The organism is Streptomyces lucensis JCM 4490 (assembly GCF_014650035.1).
Taxonomy (GTDB): domain Bacteria; phylum Actinomycetota; class Actinomycetes; order Streptomycetales; family Streptomycetaceae; genus Streptomyces; species Streptomyces lucensis.
Map to the genome: position 1 here is coordinate 125,165 of NZ_BMUE01000016.1, position 15,002 is coordinate 140,166.

13 protein-coding genes are annotated in these 15,002 nt (G+C 72.3%); 5 read left to right on the plus strand and 8 right to left on the minus strand.

The features are described from left to right. Positions 1-26: 26 nt before the first annotated feature. Positions 27-737: a VIT1/CCC1 transporter family protein gene (locus IE177_RS28990; protein WP_190018427.1), complete on the plus strand. Its 711-nt coding sequence runs from the start codon at positions 27-29 to the stop codon at positions 735-737. A gap of 327 nt (positions 738-1,064) precedes the next feature. Here IE177_RS28990 and IE177_RS28995 read toward each other — a convergent pair whose 3' ends face one another. From IE177_RS28995 to IE177_RS29005, 3 genes are all read right to left on the minus strand, one after another. Further along, positions 1,065-2,441: a CoA transferase gene (locus tag IE177_RS28995; RefSeq protein ID WP_190018428.1), complete on the minus strand. Its 1,377-nt coding sequence runs from the start codon at positions 2,439-2,441 to the stop codon at positions 1,065-1,067. Between the two features lie 52 nt (positions 2,442-2,493). Further along, positions 2,494-4,011, minus strand: a complete 1,518-nt coding sequence (locus IE177_RS29000; protein ID WP_190018429.1) for a S8 family serine peptidase — start codon at positions 4,009-4,011, stop codon at positions 2,494-2,496. Positions 4,012-4,087: 76 nt separating this feature from the next. Beyond that, positions 4,088-5,614: a S8 family peptidase gene (locus IE177_RS29005; protein WP_190018430.1), complete on the minus strand. Its 1,527-nt coding sequence runs from the start codon at positions 5,612-5,614 to the stop codon at positions 4,088-4,090. Positions 5,615-5,899: 285 nt separating this feature from the next. On the opposite strand from IE177_RS29005, the gene IE177_RS29010 reads away from it, so the two are divergent. The 3 genes from IE177_RS29010 (at position 5,900) to moaA (ending at position 9,040) form a co-directional block, all read left to right on the plus strand. Continuing rightward, the gene (locus tag IE177_RS29010) at positions 5,900-6,256 is read left to right on the plus strand and encodes a DUF485 domain-containing protein (protein ID WP_190018431.1); all 357 of its coding nucleotides are present in this window, start codon (positions 5,900-5,902) and stop codon (positions 6,254-6,256) included. Next, positions 6,253-7,878, plus strand: a complete 1,626-nt coding sequence (locus IE177_RS29015; protein WP_190018432.1) for a monocarboxylic acid transporter — start codon at positions 6,253-6,255, stop codon at positions 7,876-7,878. Before IE177_RS29010 ends, IE177_RS29015 begins: the two co-directional genes overlap by 4 nt. Before the next feature lie 172 nt (positions 7,879-8,050). After that, a complete protein-coding gene (moaA, locus tag IE177_RS29020) occupies positions 8,051-9,040 on the plus strand; it encodes a GTP 3',8-cyclase MoaA (RefSeq protein ID WP_190018433.1) in 990 nt (329 codons plus the stop codon). Here the strand turns inward: moaA and IE177_RS29025 are convergent. Continuing rightward, positions 9,037-9,255: a hypothetical protein gene (locus IE177_RS29025; RefSeq protein WP_190018434.1), complete on the minus strand. Its 219-nt coding sequence runs from the start codon at positions 9,253-9,255 to the stop codon at positions 9,037-9,039. The genes moaA and IE177_RS29025 overlap by 4 nt on opposite strands. Before the next feature lie 227 nt (positions 9,256-9,482). Continuing rightward, a complete protein-coding gene (locus IE177_RS29030) occupies positions 9,483-9,875 on the minus strand; it encodes a DUF3099 domain-containing protein (protein ID WP_190018435.1) in 393 nt (130 codons plus the stop codon). A gap of 248 nt (positions 9,876-10,123) precedes the next feature. Between IE177_RS29030 and IE177_RS29035 the strand changes: the two genes are divergently transcribed. After that, positions 10,124-10,405 carry a GlsB/YeaQ/YmgE family stress response membrane protein gene (locus IE177_RS29035; protein WP_190018436.1) on the plus strand — a complete coding sequence of 94 codons (282 nt, stop codon included), beginning with the start codon at positions 10,124-10,126 and terminating at the stop codon, positions 10,403-10,405. An 85-nt stretch (positions 10,406-10,490) separates the two neighbouring features. Here the strand turns inward: IE177_RS29035 and tyrS are convergent, their stop codons facing one another. Genes tyrS through IE177_RS29050 form a run of 3 tightly spaced genes read right to left on the minus strand, consistent with a single transcriptional unit; the run spans position 10,491 to position 14,764 of the window. After that, positions 10,491-11,759, minus strand: coding sequence for a tyrosine--tRNA ligase (gene tyrS, locus IE177_RS29040; protein ID WP_190018437.1), 1,269 nt, complete (start codon positions 11,757-11,759; stop codon positions 10,491-10,493). A 57-nt stretch (positions 11,760-11,816) separates the two neighbouring features. After that, complete coding sequence (locus IE177_RS29045; protein ID WP_190018438.1) at positions 11,817-13,211, minus strand: metallopeptidase TldD-related protein; 1,395 nt, start codon at positions 13,209-13,211, stop codon at positions 11,817-11,819. Next, a complete protein-coding gene (locus IE177_RS29050) occupies positions 13,208-14,764 on the minus strand; it encodes a TldD/PmbA family protein (protein WP_190018439.1) in 1,557 nt (518 codons plus the stop codon). Before IE177_RS29050 ends, IE177_RS29045 begins: the two co-directional genes overlap by 4 nt. Positions 14,765-15,002 lie beyond the last annotated feature (238 nt).

Sequence of the window (15,002 nt, forward strand, 5' to 3'; positions counted from 1 at the left end):
CCGCCCGCAGTGCGATCCTCCCTGCTGTGACGGAACCCACCCACGACGAGTCCCACGGGGGCGCGCTCGGCTCCCGGCTGAACTGGCTGCGGGCCGCCGTGCTGGGCGCCAACGACGGCATCGTCTCCACCGCGGGCCTGGTCGTCGGCGTCGCCGGCGCCACCGGGAGCCGGGCCGCCCTGCTCACCGCCGGACTGGCGGGCCTGCTCGCCGGATCGATGTCCATGGCGGCCGGCGAGTACGTCTCCGTCTCCACCCAGCGCGACTCGGAGATGGCCGCGCTGGCCGTGGAGAAGCGCGAGCTGAGGGAGCAGCCGGAGGCCGAACTGGCGGAGCTGACCCAGATGCTGGAGGAGCGCGGCCTGTCCCGGGAGGTGGCCCGCGAGGCCGCCGAGCAGCTGACCGCGCGGGACCCGCTGCGGGCCCACGCGCGCGTGGAGCTGGGCATCGATCCCGACGAGCTGACCAACCCCTGGCACGCGGCGTGGGCGAGCTTCCTGGCGTTCACGGTGGGTGCCCTGCTGCCCCTGCTGGCCATCGTGCTGCCCCCGGCCGGGTGGCGGCTCGCCGTCACCGTCGTCTCCGTCCTGGCCGCCCTTGTCCTCACCGGCTGGAGCAGCGCCCGCCTCGGCGCGGCGAACCCCGGGCGGGCGGTCGTGCGCAACGCTCTGGGCGGAGCGCTCGCGATGGGGGTCACGTACGCGGCGGGGAGCCTGCTGGGGGCGGCCGGGGTCTGAGCCGCGGGCCGGCACCCTCGGCGCGCGGCCCGGCGCGGCCGCGGCGTACGGCGAGGTGCGCCCGACCACCCCCCGGGCACGCCGTACGACTCCGCACCACCCCTGCACGAGAAGGACCGGCCCTGCGCCGCCCACTCCGGCACCGGCGCCGTGCGGGTGTCCAGCCGCCGCAGCGCCCTGCCCCTCTTCGGCGCCCCGGCCCCGTGGAGTCCGGCGTGCCCGCGAGCGCGAACGGGCGTGACCGCGCCGCACGCGTCCGCGCCGCACGCGTCCGCGCCGCACGCGTCCGTGTCGTACGCGTCCGCACGCCTCCGGACGGCCGTGGGCTCATCGCCAGCCGGCCGGGTCCGTGCCCCAGGGCGCGGGGGGCCGCGGCCAGCCGGTGGGGCCGCCCGCGAAGGTCACCGGGGGCAGGGCGTGCCGCAGCCGGCCGAGCGGGCTGTCCGCCTCGGTCAGCCAGGCGTCCGGGCCCGTGTACGGTGCCCCCGCCGCCGCGACCGGCCGGATCTCGTCCGTCAGCCAGTGGGCGGTCCGGGCGAGCGCCAGCCGTACGCACCGGCTGTGCCCGTCGCGGGACTGCTCGGTCAGCGCCCGCAGCACGGCCGCGGCCAGCAGGTAGCCGGTGCCGTGGTCGAGGGCCTGCGCGGGCAGCGCGCCCGGCTCCCCGGCCGAGCCCTCGGTCACCGCGATGCCGGTGGCGACCTGCACCAGGCTGTCGAACCCGCGCCGCCCGGCCCAGGGCCCGTACGCGCCCCAGGCCGAGACCTGCGCGACGACCAGACCGGGCCGCCGCTCGGCCAGCGCCCCGGGGGAGAGTCCGAACCGGTCGAGGGCGCCCGGCCGGTAGCCGGTGACCACGACGTCCGCCGCGGCGAGCAGCTCCTCGAACCGGTCCCGGTCGACGGCGAGATCGAGCGTCGCCGACCGCTTCCCGAAGCCCGTGTCGGCGTGCTGGTCCGGCAGTTCGGGCAGCCACGGGGCGTCCACGCGCAGGACGTCCGCGCCGAGCAGGCCGAGGGTGCGCGTGGCGATCGGGCCGGCGAGGACCCGGGTCAGGTCGAGGACGCGGAGCCCGGCGGCGGGCAGCAGGGCGGCGGCGCCCGGGTCGAGGGGCGGGAGCACGCGCGTGGGCGCGGGGCCCGGCCGCTCCCGCTCGACCAGCGGCCGGGCGGCCACCTCGGCGGCCTGCCGGTGCGCTCGCCACTCCTGCGGGGTGCGCAGGGCCACGGCGAGACCGCCGGCGTCCTGGACGGTCTCCTCGGCCTCCAGGGCGGTGAGTCCGGCGAAGCGCACGGCGGCGTCCTCGGCCCCGGCGTCCCGGGGCAGGTCCAGCGCGGTGAGCAGCCGCGCCCGGTGATGCGGGTAGTTGGCGTGGGTGCGCACCCAGCCGTCGGCCGTCCGCCAGAACCGTGACAGGGGCGCGAAGGAAACGGGCGCCCGCCCGTCGATCCGCAGGAGACGCTCGCTGTGGAAGGCGGCCGCGACCGCGCCGTCGTCCACCCGGACTCCGGGCACCTCGCCGAGTGCGGCCCGGCGGGCCGCCAGCTCCGCGGCCGCCAGGGCGCAGACACCGGCACAGGCGCGGGCCAGCTGCCGTACGGGAAGGCGCGCGTCGAGCGCGCCCTCCCGCGCGACGCTGGTGAGCCGTGCGAGAAGGGCGGGGTCACCGCCCAGAGCGGACCACGCCGACTTGATTGCAGTCATGACTTCACTATGCAGTATTGACTGAATCAATATATAGGCGGGTGCCGGGGTGTTACTTGGTCACCGCGGCCAGCGCGTCCGCCGTGCCCCAGCCGTAGAAGCCGTTGCGGTTCTTCGGCCCCTCGCACACCGCGTCGGCCTTGCCGTCACCGTCGATGTCGTAGGGATCCGTGCACGGCGTGGCGTCGGCCTCCGCGTACAGCAGCGCCTTCACCAGGGCCGCCGGGGCGTGCGGATGCGTCGACTTGATCAGCGCGGCGACGCCCGCGACGTGCGGGGTCGCCATCGACGTCCCCGCCATGTAGCCCCACTTGCCGCCCGGCAGCGGCCCCAGGATGAGGCCGCTGGTCGCCGGGGGCTCCGGCTTCTGGTAGGCCGTGGAGTCGCCGCCGGGCGCCGCGATGTCGATCACGCCGAGGCCGTAGTTGGAGAAGGACGACTTCAGGCCCTTGGCGCCCGTCGCCGCGACCGTCACGACGCCCGGCAGCTGGGTCGGTATGTCGTAGCACTCGTGCGGGTCGATCACCCGGTCCGACGGCGTGCCGTCGTTCGGGGAGACCGGGTCGGTGATCGAGTCGGACGCGAGGTCGTAGGCCTCGTTGCCCGCCGCGGCGACGTTGACCGCACCCTTCTTCTCCGCGTACCGCGAGGCCCGGGCGACGGCGTCCAAGAGTGCCCGCTGGTCCGGGTCGTTCTTGCAGTTGAAGTACCACGGGTCGGTGTAGTAGCTGTTGTTGGTCACGTCGACGTGGTGCTCGGCCGCCCACATGAAGCCGCAGACCACGGCCTCCGTGTAGAAGTACCCGTCCGGATTGCCCACCTTGATGCCGGCGACCCTGACGCCGGGTGCCACGCCGGTGACGCCCACGCCGTTCTTCGCGGCCGCGATCTCGCCGGCCACGTGCGTACCGTGCGGGCTCTCCGACGCGCTCGGCCGCCAGGCGCCGTCCGTCGTGTCCGCCTTGCCCGACACGCAGTCGGCGGACGCGTCACGGTCGAAGTTGGGCGCGATGTCCGGGTGGGTGTCGTCGACGCCCGTGTCGATGACGGCGACGGTGACGTCCCGGCTGCCCAGGGTCTTCTCGTGCGCCTTGTCCGCCTTGATGGCCGGCAGGTCCCACTGCAGCGGCTCCAGCGGATCCTGCCCGCCGGCCGCCTGCGCGTCGGCGACCTCCTCCGCGGTCAGCACCTTCGGCGTGCCCATGTCGGTGGTGGACTGGGCGGGCAGCGGCGCGTTGCGCGTGGCTCCCGCCGAGTCGACCCCGTGCACCTTGCGGATCTCCTCGGCGAAGTCCGGGTCGGAGGAGTGGACGACGATCACGCCGATCCGGTCGTACGAGACCACCACCGAGCCCCCGGCCCGGGCGATCGCCTTCTGGACACGGGCCGATACCCCGTGTCCCGGGCTGACGTTGATGACATAGCTGAGGGCGGTCCCGCCGGCGGTGGCCGCCGGAGCGTTGCCCGCGGCGGAGGCGGTGACGTCGGGCAGGAACGCGAGTGCCGTCGCCAGGGCCATTCCCGCGGGGATCGCGAGGGCGCGGCGGTAGCGCTGCTTGGGCGCTGTCATTCAGTTCTCTCCAGTTCGTTCGCGGTACGGGCGTGCCGTGCGGGACGTCCTCGTCGTACGGACGTCCACCCGTCGGCTACTTGACTGCACGCAGGGCGTCGACGATGCCGAACCCGTAGAAGCCGTTGACGTTCTTGTCACCGGCGCAGGTCGCGTCCACGACTCCGTCGCCGTCCCCGTCGTAGGGGCCGGCCGGGCAGCCCGGGTTGTCCGCCTGGACCTTGAGCAGCGCTCGCAGCCGGGCCGGAGTGGCGTGCGGGTGGGCCGACTTCAGCAGCGCGGCCACCGCGGCCACGTGCGGGGATGCCATCGAGGTGCCCTGCAGGAAGCCGTACTGGTCATTGGGCAGCGTGGACAGGATGCGGCCGTTCTTCGACGGCGTGTCCGGGATCTGGTACTTGTCGCCGCCCGGCCCGGCCACGTCGACGACCCCCCGGCCATAGCTGGAGTAGTACGACTTGGCGCCCTTGGCGCCCACCGCGCTCACGGTCACCACACCGGGCAACTGGGTGGGCACGTCGAAGCACTTGTGCGGATCGACCGTCCGGGGCCGGGCCGTGGAGTCGTCGGGGCTGGAGTCGTCCACCAGCGCCTGCGAGTCCAGGTCGTCGTTGGAGTTGCCCGCCGAGGCCACGTTGAGCGTGCCCCTGCTCTGGGCGTACAACTGGGCCCTGTTGACCGCGTCGACGATGGCACGTTGATCGGGATCGTCCATGCAGTTGTACAGCCACGGATCAACGTAGTAGCTGTTGTTGGTGATCTCGATGCCGTGGTCGGCGGCGAACACGAAGGCGCAGACCACGCTCTCCGGGTAGAACAGCGACGACGGGTCCGGCTGGGCCACGGTGATGCTCGCGACCTTCACGCCGGGCGCCACACCGGCCACTCCGACGCCGTTGCGGGCCGCCGCTATCTCACCGGCCACATGGGTGCCGTGGTAGTGGTCGGCGTCCGCCGGCCGCCACGCGCCGTACGTCGTGTCCGCCTTGCCGCTCGCACAGTTCGCCGACTGGGAGGCCGAGAAGTTCGGGGCGATGTCCGGGTGGGTGTCGTCGACGCCCGTGTCGATCACGCCGACGGTCACGTCCCTGCTGCCGGGGTTGATCCGCGCGGCCTTGTCGGCGCCGATCGCCCGCAGGTCCCACTGATCGGCCTCCATCGGTTCCTCGCCCGCCGCGGCGCCCCTGGCGAGCTTCGCCGCCTCGGCCCTGGACAGGACCCGCACCGGGCCCTCGTCCGTCGTCCCCGCCGCGCTCAGCGGCGCCGTACGCGTGGCGCCCGCCGAGTCCACGCCGCGCACCGCGCGCATCCGCGGGCCGAAGTCCGGGTTCGCCGAGTGGACGACGAAGACGCCGATCCGGTCGTAACGCGCCACGACGGTGCCGCCGTTGCGTTCGATCGCCCGCCGCACCGACTCGATCGTGCGATGGTCGTGCCGGGTGTTGACCACGTACGCGAGACTCGTGCCGTCCGCCGCCCGCGCCGTCGTGGCCGCGGTGGGCGCCGCCGAGGCCGCGGACGGCAGGAAGCCGAGCGAGGCGGTCAGCGACAGCACGACCGGCACGGCGAGCGCGAGCCGGCGTCTGGAGCGCAGATGAACCATGGGATCTCCACATCATCCGGATACGGAACCGCCCGAGACGCGGGTGCTGCTCGGGCAGGTACATGACGGGTGGTGCAGGCCGAAGCTAATCCGCCGCCCCCGGTTCCCGAAAGAGCGCGACCGACTTGAACCGCTCCGCGCGTGGCGCCGTGACCGTGGACAGGAGGCCCAGCAGGATCGTGGCTTCCCCGGAAATCACGCACGGGAGTTGGATCATGACTGACCGTCACGTGAGGTCCGGCCGTCGAGGCCAGAAACGCGCAGCCCGTCACACGAGGAGACTCAGTGGCCACCGAGACACCACCCCCCGCCAACCCCGGGGCCCCACTTCCCTCCACCGAGGAGTTCACCGGCGTGCAGCAGAGCCCGGAGTTCGGTGAACTGCGCCGCGCCCACCGCTCCTTCGCCTTCCCGCTGACCATCGCCTTCATCGTCTGGTACCTGCTCTACGTCCTGCTGTCCAACTACGCCGGCGGGTTCATGGGCACCAAGGTGGCCGGCAACGTCAACGTGGCCCTCGTCCTGGGCCTCGCCCAGTTCCTCACCACCTTCCTGATCGCCTGGTGGTACGCGCGGCACGCCGCCGCCAGGCTCGACCCCAGGGCCGAGGCCATCAAGTCCCGGATGGAGGGCGGAGAATGACTCCGGCAGCGCACACCCTGCTGGCCGCCGGCGAGGCGAGCGAGCACCGGCCGCTGATCATCAGCCTGTTCGGCGTGTTCGTCGCAGCGACCCTCGTGATCACCGTCTGGGCGGGCCGCCAGACCAAGGACGCCGCCGACTTCTACGCCGGCGGGCGGCAGTTCACCGGCTTCCAGAACGGACTCGCCGTCTCCGGCGACTACATGTCCGCCGCGTCGTTCCTCGGCATCGCCGGCGCCATCGCCCTCTTCGGCTACGACGGCTTCCTGTACTCCATCGGCTTCCTGGTCGCCTGGCTGGTCGCCCTGCTCCTGGTCGCGGAGCCGCTGCGCAACTCCGGCCGCTACACGATGGGCGACGTCCTGGCCTACCGGATGCGCCAGCGCCCGGTCCGCACGGCCGCCGGCACCTCCACCATCGTCGTCTCGATCTTCTACCTGCTGGCCCAGATGGCGGGCGCCGGCGTCCTCGTCTCGCTCCTGCTGGGCATCACCAGCGACGGCGGCAAGATCGGCATCGTCGCCCTGGTCGGGGTCCTGATGATCGTGTACGTCACCATCGGCGGCATGAAGGGCACCACCTGGGTCCAGATGGTCAAGGCGGTGCTGCTGATCGCCGGCGCCCTGCTGCTGACCTTCCTGGTCCTGCTGAAGTTCCACTTCGACATCTCCGACCTGCTCGGCAAGGCCGCCGGAAACAGCGCCAAGGGCTCGGCGTTCCTGGAGCCCGGCCTGAAGTACGGCGCCACCGGCACCACCAAGCTGGACTTCATCTCGCTGGGCATCGCCCTGGTCCTGGGCACCGCGGGCCTGCCGCACATCCTGATCCGCTTCTACACGGTCCCCACCGCCAAGGCCGCCCGGAAGTCCGTCATCTGGGCGATCGGCCTGATCGGCGCCTTCTACCTGATGACCCTCGCCCTGGGCTTCGGCGCCGCCGCGCTGATCAAGCCGGACGAGATCATCGCCTCCAACAAGGCCGGGAACACCGCGGCACCGCTGCTCGCCCTGCACCTCGGGGGAGTGGACTCCACCTGGGGCGCCGTCCTGCTCGCCACCATCTCCGCGGTCGCCTTCGCGACGATCCTCGCGGTCGTCGCCGGCCTCACCCTGGCCTCGTCCTCCTCCTTCGCCCACGACATCTACGCCAACGTCATCAGAAGGGGACAGGCCACCGAGAGGCAGGAGCTGGGCGCGGCCCGCTGGGCGACCGTCGGCATCGGCGCGGTCTCCATCGTCCTCGGCGCCCTCGCCCGCGACCTGAACGTGGCCGGCCTGGTCGCCCTCGCGTTCGCGGTCGCGGCCTCCGCCAACCTGCCGACCATCCTCTACAGCCTGTTCTGGAAGCGGTTCACCACCGCGGGCGCCCTGTGGTCGATCTACGGCGGCCTCGTCACCGCGGTCGGCCTCGTGCTCTTCTCGCCGGTGGTCTCCGGCAAAGCGACCTCGATGTTCCCGCACGCCGACTTCCAGTGGTTCCCGCTGGAGAACCCCGGGATCATCTCCATCCCGGTCGGATTCCTCCTCGGCGTCGTCGGCACCCTGCTGTCCAAGGAGGCGCCGGACGCCGGCAAGTACGCGGAGCTGGAGGTGCGGTCCCTGACCGGCACCGGGGCGCACTGACGCTCCGCACGGACGGCCGCGCCGGCCGGGGCTGTACGGTCCTACGACGCGGCCGCGCCGCGGCTCGTGGGATCGGGCCGCTGTCGTTGTCGGTGGCGTCACGTAGGCTCGACCTGGACGGGAGACTCGCGCTGGTTCCAGACGGAGTGATCCGGAGAGGGAGGGGGCCCACGTGCTCATCGACACCTACGGCCGAGTGGCCACCGACCTGAGGGTCTCGCTGACCGACCGGTGCAACCTGCGCTGCACCTACTGCATGCCCGAGGAAGGCCTGCAGTGGCTGGCCAAGCCCGATCTGCTCACCGACGACGAGATCGTCCGGCTGATCGGCATAGCGGTCCGCACGCTCGGCATCGAGGAGGTCCGCTTCACCGGCGGCGAACCGCTGCTGCGACCCGGCCTGGCCGGCATCGTCGAGCGTGTCGCGGCCCTCGCCCCGCGTCCCCAGATGTCCCTCACGACGAACGGCATCGGCCTCCGGCGCACCGCCGGCGCGCTGAAGGCGGCCGGCCTGGACCGGGTCAACGTCTCCCTGGACACCCTCCGCCCGGACGTCTTCAAAACCCTCACCCGCCGCGACCGCCACAAGGACGTCCTCGAAGGACTCCAGGCCGCCCGCGAGGCCGGCCTCACCCCGGTGAAGGTCAACTCCGTCCTGATGCCGGGCCTCAACGACGACGAGGCCCCGGACCTGCTGGCCTGGGCCGTCGAGCACGACTACGAACTGCGGTTCATCGAGCAGATGCCGCTGGACGCGCAGCACGGCTGGAAGCGCGAGGGCATGGTCACCGCCGGGGACATCCTCGCCTCCCTGCGCACCCGCTTCGACCTCGCCCCCGAAGGCGCGGACGAGCGCGGCTCGGCACCGGCGGAGCGCTGGCTGGTCGACGGCGGCCCGCACCGGGTCGGCGTGATCGCCTCCGTCACCCGCCCCTTCTGCGCGGCGTGCGACCGCACCCGCCTGACCGCCGACGGCCAGATACGGACCTGCCTGTTCGCCACCGAGGAGACCGACCTCCGCGCCGCCCTGCGCTCCGGCGCTCCCGACGAGGAGATAGCCCGCATCTGGCGCCAGGCCATGTGGGGCAAGAAGGCGGGCGCCGGACTCGACGACCCGTCGTTCGTACAGCCGGACCGGCCCATGTCGGCGATCGGCGGTTAGGACCCCTCAGGCGCTTCCCATTGCTCGAACCTGACGACGTCCTTGAGGAATCCCCGGACGCCGAGGAACTGCGAGAGATGCTCGCGGTGCTCCTCGCAGGCGAGCCAGGTCTTGCGCCGCTCCGGCGTGTGGATCTTCGGGTTGTTCCAGGCCAGCACCCATACGGCAGCGTCACGGCAGCCCTTGGCGGAGCAGATGGGGGTCTCGTCGCTCACAGGTTCGTCACTGGTTCCGTCTCACAGAGCCCCCGCGAAACAAGGCGACGCCGAGCAGCCACGGGGGGAGCTGCCCGGCGTCGGTCCGTCGCTCCGACGGGGGATGCGGAGCGCGTACGCAGTATGTCACGGGTAACCCGTCGCCCGGCACCGGAACTGCATGATTGATCTGAGGTTTTCTTGAGCTTGCCGCACGGCCGCATTCCGCTTCCGAGTGACCGCCGCGCTCACGACGGAGAAGGCGGATCCTCGCGCACGCCGGCCGCCGGACCGCCCGGCGCGTCGTCCGCCGCCGGCTTCGCCGATCCGTCCTCACCCCGGGACGGCGTGACCATGGGCCGTACCGGCGTGGTGACGAACGTCGAGGGAAGGGACGGCGGACGCTCCCGGCCGGCGTTCGCGATCACCACGGCGATGTAGGGCAGGACCGCACCGGCCACCAGCGCCACGACGGCGACGTAGCGTTCCACATTCCACAGCGTGGCGGCGAGAATCACGGACAGGGTGCGGATCGCCATCGAGATGACGTACCGCCGCTGCCGGCCAGCCACGTCCTCGGCGAGCCCGGTCCGGGCGCCGGTGATCCGGAACACCTGGGCGTCGCCGCGCTGTCTCCGCATCACGATCCACCATCCACCCGCATGGCACACTCCCCGGCCCACACCGTCGTCCACGCCCGGCGGGGAACCTGGCCGGGGACGTCTCCCACGGTACGCCGCGCCCGCGCCGCCCACGAGACCGGGTCGCCCCTCCCGCCTGCGGCGACGTCCCCGGCCCCGCCACGGATGGGGTAGCCCCGCACGCGCCGTACGGCCGACCGGCCCAAACTGGCCGTAATGCTCGCGTCGAGCGGTACGAGGAGGCAGCCATGGGCTGGGTATGGGCGATCATCGTGGGATTCGTGCTGGGCCTGATCGCCAAGGCGGTCATACCGGGCAAGCAGCACAGTCCCCTGTGGCTGACCACCATCTGCGGCATCCTGGGCGCGATCGTGGGCAACGCCATCGCCCGTGCCGTCGGCGTAGGCGCGACCCCCGGCATCGACTGGACCCGGCACATCTTCCAGCTCGTGGCCGCGATCATCATCGTCGCCGCCGTCGACGCCCTGTACATGGCGACGCTGGGCAAGCGGAAGGTGCACCGGGTCTGACACCGGACGAGCCTGCGCTCCGGCACCGGACGTGCCGGCGTGCCGAAGGACGGCCCCCGGGTGGGAAGCCGCCCTCCGGCGCGGCTCACGCGGCCTTGACCTCGACCGCGGCCAGGTTCTTCTTCCCCCGCCGCAGCACCAGCCACCGCCCGTGGAGCAGGTCCTCACTCGCCGGGACCGCGTCCTCGGCGGCGACCTTCACGTTGTTCACGTAGGCACCGCCCTCCTTGACCGTCCGCCGCGCGGCGGACTTGCTCGCCACGAGACCGACCTCGGCGAACAGGTCGGTGACCGGACCCAGCTCGGCGACCTGGATGTGCGGCAGCTCGGACAGGGCGGCGGCCAGCGTCCGCTCGTCCAGCTCCGCCAGCTCGCCCTGGCCGAACAGCGCCCTGGACGCGGCGACGACCGCGGCCGTCTGATCGGCGCCGTGCACCAGCGTCGTCAGCTCCTCGGCGAGCGCGCGCTGCGCGGCCCGCGCCTGCGGGCGCTCCTCGGTCTGCCGCTCCAGCTCCTCCAGCTCCTCGCGGGACCTGAAGGACAGGATGCGCATGTACCTGGAGATGTCCCGGTCGTCCACGTTCAGCCAGAACTGGTAGAACGCGTACGGCGTCGTCATCTCCGGGTCGAGCCAGACCGCGCCGCCCTCGGTCTTGCCGAACTTGGTGCCGTCCGCCTTGGTCATCAGCGGGGTGGCCAGGGCGTGCGCCTCGGCTCCCGGCTCCAGCCGGTGGATCAGGTCGAGACCCGCCGTGAGGTTGCCCCACTGGTCGCTGCCGCCCTGCTGCAGCGTGCAGCCGTACCGCCGGTACAGCTGCAGGAAGTCCATGCCCTGCAGGATCTGGTAGCTGAACTCGGTGTAGCTGATGCCCTGGTCGGACTCCAGGCGGCGGGCCACGGAGTCCTTGGTCAGCATCTTGTTGACCCGGAAGTGCTTGCCGATGTCCCGCAGGAACTCGATCGCGGAGAGGTCCGCGGTCCAGTCGAGGTTGTTGACCATGACGGCCGCGTTCTCACCCTCGAAGGACAGGAACGGCTCGATCTGCGCGCGCAGCTTCCCGACCCAGCCGGCCACCGTCTCCGGGTCGTTCAGCGTGCGCTCCGCGGTCGGGCGCGGGTCGCCGATCAGGCCCGTCGCGCCGCCCACCAGGGCCAGCGGCCGGTGCCCTGCCTGCTGGAGCCGGCGCACGGTGAGCACCTGGACCAGGTGCCCCACGTGCAGCGACGGCGCCGTCGGGTCGAAACCGCAATAGAACGTGACGGGACCGTCCGCGAGCGCCTTGCGCAAGGCGTCCTCGTCGGTGGACAGGGCGAACAGCCCACGCCACTTCAGCTCGTCGACGATGTCCGTCACGGTTCTCGTGTCTCCTCGGTGTTCTTCGGGGCGGTCGGGTGACAGCCGACTACGAGGTTATACGCCCTGGCTGACAGAGCTCATGTTGAAATCGGGGATCCGCAGCGCGGGCATCGCGGCCCTGGTGAACCAGTCGCTCCACTCGCGCGGCAGCGTCTTCTCCGTGCGCCCGGCCTCCGTGGCCCGGCCCAGCAGGCCCACCGGCGACTCGTTGAACCGGAAGTTGTTCACCTCCCCGGTCACCTCGCCGTCCTCCACGAGGTAGACGCCGTCCCGGGTCAGACCCGTCAGCAGCAGCGTGGCCGGGTCGACCTCGCGGATGTACCACAGGCAGGTCAGCAGCAGCCCGCGCCGGGTGTTCGCGACCATCTCCTCCAGCGACCGGTCCTGCCCGCCGTCCAGGATCAGGTTCCCGAGCACCGGGGCCACCGGCAGGCCGGTGAGGCCCGCGCTGTGCCGGGTCGTCGTCAGGTGCTTGAGCACGCCCTCGCCGATCCACTCGGTGGCGTGCGCCGGCAGTCCGTTGTCGAACACCGACTGGTCGCCGCCGGAGGAGTGGGCGACCACGAACGGCGGGCACTCGAGGCCCGGCTCGTTCGGGTCGCTGCGCAGGGTCAGCGGCAGGTCGCTCAGCCTCTCGCCGACACGGGTTCCGCCGCCCGGCTTGGAGAACACCGTGCGCCCCTCGGCCGCGTCCCGGCCCGAGGCCGACCACAGCTGGTAGATCAGCAGGTCCGCGACCGCGGTCGGCGGCAGCAGCGTCTCGTAGCGGCCCGCGGGCAGCTCGACGCGCCGCTCGGCCCAGCCGAGCCGTACGGCCAGCTCGGCGTCCAGGGCGCCCGGATCGACGTCCTTGAAGTCCCGGGTGGACCGGCCCGCCCAGGCCGAGCGCTTACGGTCCGGGGACTTGGCGTTCAGCTCCAGCGTGCCGGTGGGCTGGTCGTGCCGCAGGCGCAGCCCGGTGGACGTGCCCACGTACGTCGACACCAGCTCGTGGTTGGCGAAGCCGTACAGCTCACGGCCGCCCGCACGCGCGCGTGCGAACGCCTCGCCGAGCGCCGGCGCGAACTCGCCGAACACCGCCGAGGAGGTCTCGGCGGGCGCGTCCGTGAAGTCGGGGGACTGAGGCACCCCGCCGACCAGCGGCTGCGCGTCCTCGGCGGGCCCCGCGCCGCGCGCGGCGGCCTCGGCGGCACGCACCAGGGGCTCCAGCTCCCGCGCGGTCACCGCCGAACGCGACACGACACCGGAGGCGGTGCCCTCCTTGCCGTCCACGGTCGCGACGACGGTGAGCGTACGGCCCCGCGTCACACCGTTCGTGGTGAGCGCGTTCCCCGCCCAGCGCAGGTTCGCGGTGGAGTGCTCGTCGGCGATGACGACGCAGCCGTCGGCCCGGGACAGCGCCAGGGCCTGCTCGACGACCTCGTGCGGCTTGTTGGTGCGGGCGCTCATCGACCGGCCTCCTGCGTGGTGTTCAGAATGTTGACGCCCCTGAAGAGGGCGGAGGGGCACCCGTGGGACACGGCCGCCACCTGGCCGGGCTGGGCCTTGCCGCAGTTGAAGGCGCCGCCCAGGACGTAGGTCTGAGGACCGCCCACGGCCGCCATCGACCCCCAGAAGTCGGTGGTCGTGGCCTGGTAGGCGACGTCCTTCAGCTGCCCGGTGATCCGCCCGTTCTCGATTCTGAAGAAGCGCTGCCCGGTGAACTGGAAGTTGTAGCGCTGCATGTCGATCGACCAGGACCGGTCGCCGACGACGTAGATGCCCCGGTCGACACCCCCGATCAGGTCCTCGGTGGACATCCCGGCCGGATCCGGCCGCAGCGACACGTTGGCCATGCGCTGCACCGGCACGTGGGCGGGGGAGTCGGCGAACGCGCACCCGTTGGAGCGCCCGGACCCGGTCAGCCTCGCGATGCGCCGGTCCAGCTGGTATCCCACCAGCGTGCCGTCCTTCACCAGGTCCCAGGACTGCGCCTCGACGCCCTCGTCGTCGTAGCCGATGGTGGCGAGGCCGTGCTCGGCGGTGCGGTCGCCGGTGACGTTCATCAGCTCGGAGCCGTACCGCAGCTTGCCCAGCTGGTCGAAGGTGGCGAACGAGGTGCCGGCGTAGGCGGCCTCGTAGCCGAGGGCGCGGTCCAGCTCCGTGGCGTGCCCGATGGACTCGTGGATGGTCAGCCACAGGTTGGACGGGTCGACGACCAGGTCGTACAGCCCCGGCTCCACGCTCGGCGCCCGCATCTTCTCGGCGAGCAGTTCCGGGATCCGCTCCAGCTCGTCGTCCCAGTCCCAGCCGGTCCCGGTCAGGTACTCCCAGCCGCGCCCCACCGGCGGCGCGATGGTCCGCATCGAGTCGAACTCACCGCTGGACTCGTCCACCGACACGGCCGTCAGCTGCGGGTGCAGCCGCACCCGCTGCTGGGTCGTGACGGTCCCCGCCGTGTCCGCGTAGAACTTGTTCTCGTGCACGGTGAGCAGCGCGGCGTCCACGTGGTTCACGCCGTTCGCCGCCAGCAGCCGGGCGCTCCACTCCGCGAGCAGGTGGGTCTTCTCCTCGTCGGGAACGGAGAACGGGTCGATCTCGTACGACGACACCCACGTCCGGTCGGCGTGCACCGGCTCGTCGGCCAGCTCCACCCTCCCCCACTGCCCGAAAGGCGTGGGCGGTGCCCCCACGCCGGACCCGGCCGCCCTGATGACCTGCGCGGAGAGCTTCGCCATCGCCACCGCCTGGGAGGCGACCCCGGCGGCCGCGTCCATGGTCAGGTCCACCCCGGACGCGAAGCCCCACGTGCCGCCGTGCACGACCCGGACCGCGTACCCGAGGTCGGTGGTGTCCGACGACCCGGCGGGCTTGGCGTCCCGCAGCCGCCAGGACGCGCTGCGCACCCGCTCGAACCGGAAGTCGGCGTGCTCCGCCCCCAGCGCACGCGCGCGTGCCAGCGCGGCGTCGGCGAGGGCGCGTAGCGGAAGCGCCGTGAAGGCTTCGTCGATGGTGTGAGGCACCGAGGTCTCCCTGCTGTCGTGGCCTGTCGCCCCGATCATGTCGTGGGAGCGGCCCGGCGGACCACACCTTTGAGTCCCGGAGCGGGGCCGTTTCTGTAGGGACCCCACAGCGACGCCCCCGAGCCACTGTCGGTGCCCCAATGCCCACCGGAGGAGCGCTACCGATAGGTTTTCGATGAAGCCGCCTGTCATCCACGTGTCCGGGCGGGTTGTCGGACCGCTGCAGACCGCTATCGAA

What these genes read in the sequence shown, in the direction of transcription:
- IE177_RS28995 (WP_190018428.1), bottom strand. Translation starts at nt 2,441, where the DNA reads ATGACTGCAATCAAGTCGGCGTGGTCCGCTCTGGGCGGTGACCCCGCC.
- IE177_RS29000 (WP_190018429.1), bottom strand. Translation starts at nt 4,011, where the DNA reads ATGACAGCGCCCAAGCAGCGCTACCGCCGCGCCCTCGCGATCCCCGCG.
- IE177_RS29005 (WP_190018430.1), bottom strand. Translation starts at nt 5,614, where the DNA reads ATGGTTCATCTGCGCTCCAGACGCCGGCTCGCGCTCGCCGTGCCGGTC.
- IE177_RS29015 (WP_190018432.1), top strand. Translation starts at nt 6,253, where the DNA reads ATGACTCCGGCAGCGCACACCCTGCTGGCCGCCGGCGAGGCGAGCGAG.
- IE177_RS29030 (WP_190018435.1), bottom strand. Translation starts at nt 9,875, where the DNA reads ATGCGGAGACAGCGCGGCGACGCCCAGGTGTTCCGGATCACCGGCGCC.
- IE177_RS29035 (WP_190018436.1), top strand. Translation starts at nt 10,124, where the DNA reads ATGGGCTGGGTATGGGCGATCATCGTGGGATTCGTGCTGGGCCTGATC.
- IE177_RS29045 (WP_190018438.1), bottom strand. Translation starts at nt 13,211, where the DNA reads ATGAGCGCCCGCACCAACAAGCCGCACGAGGTCGTCGAGCAGGCCCTG.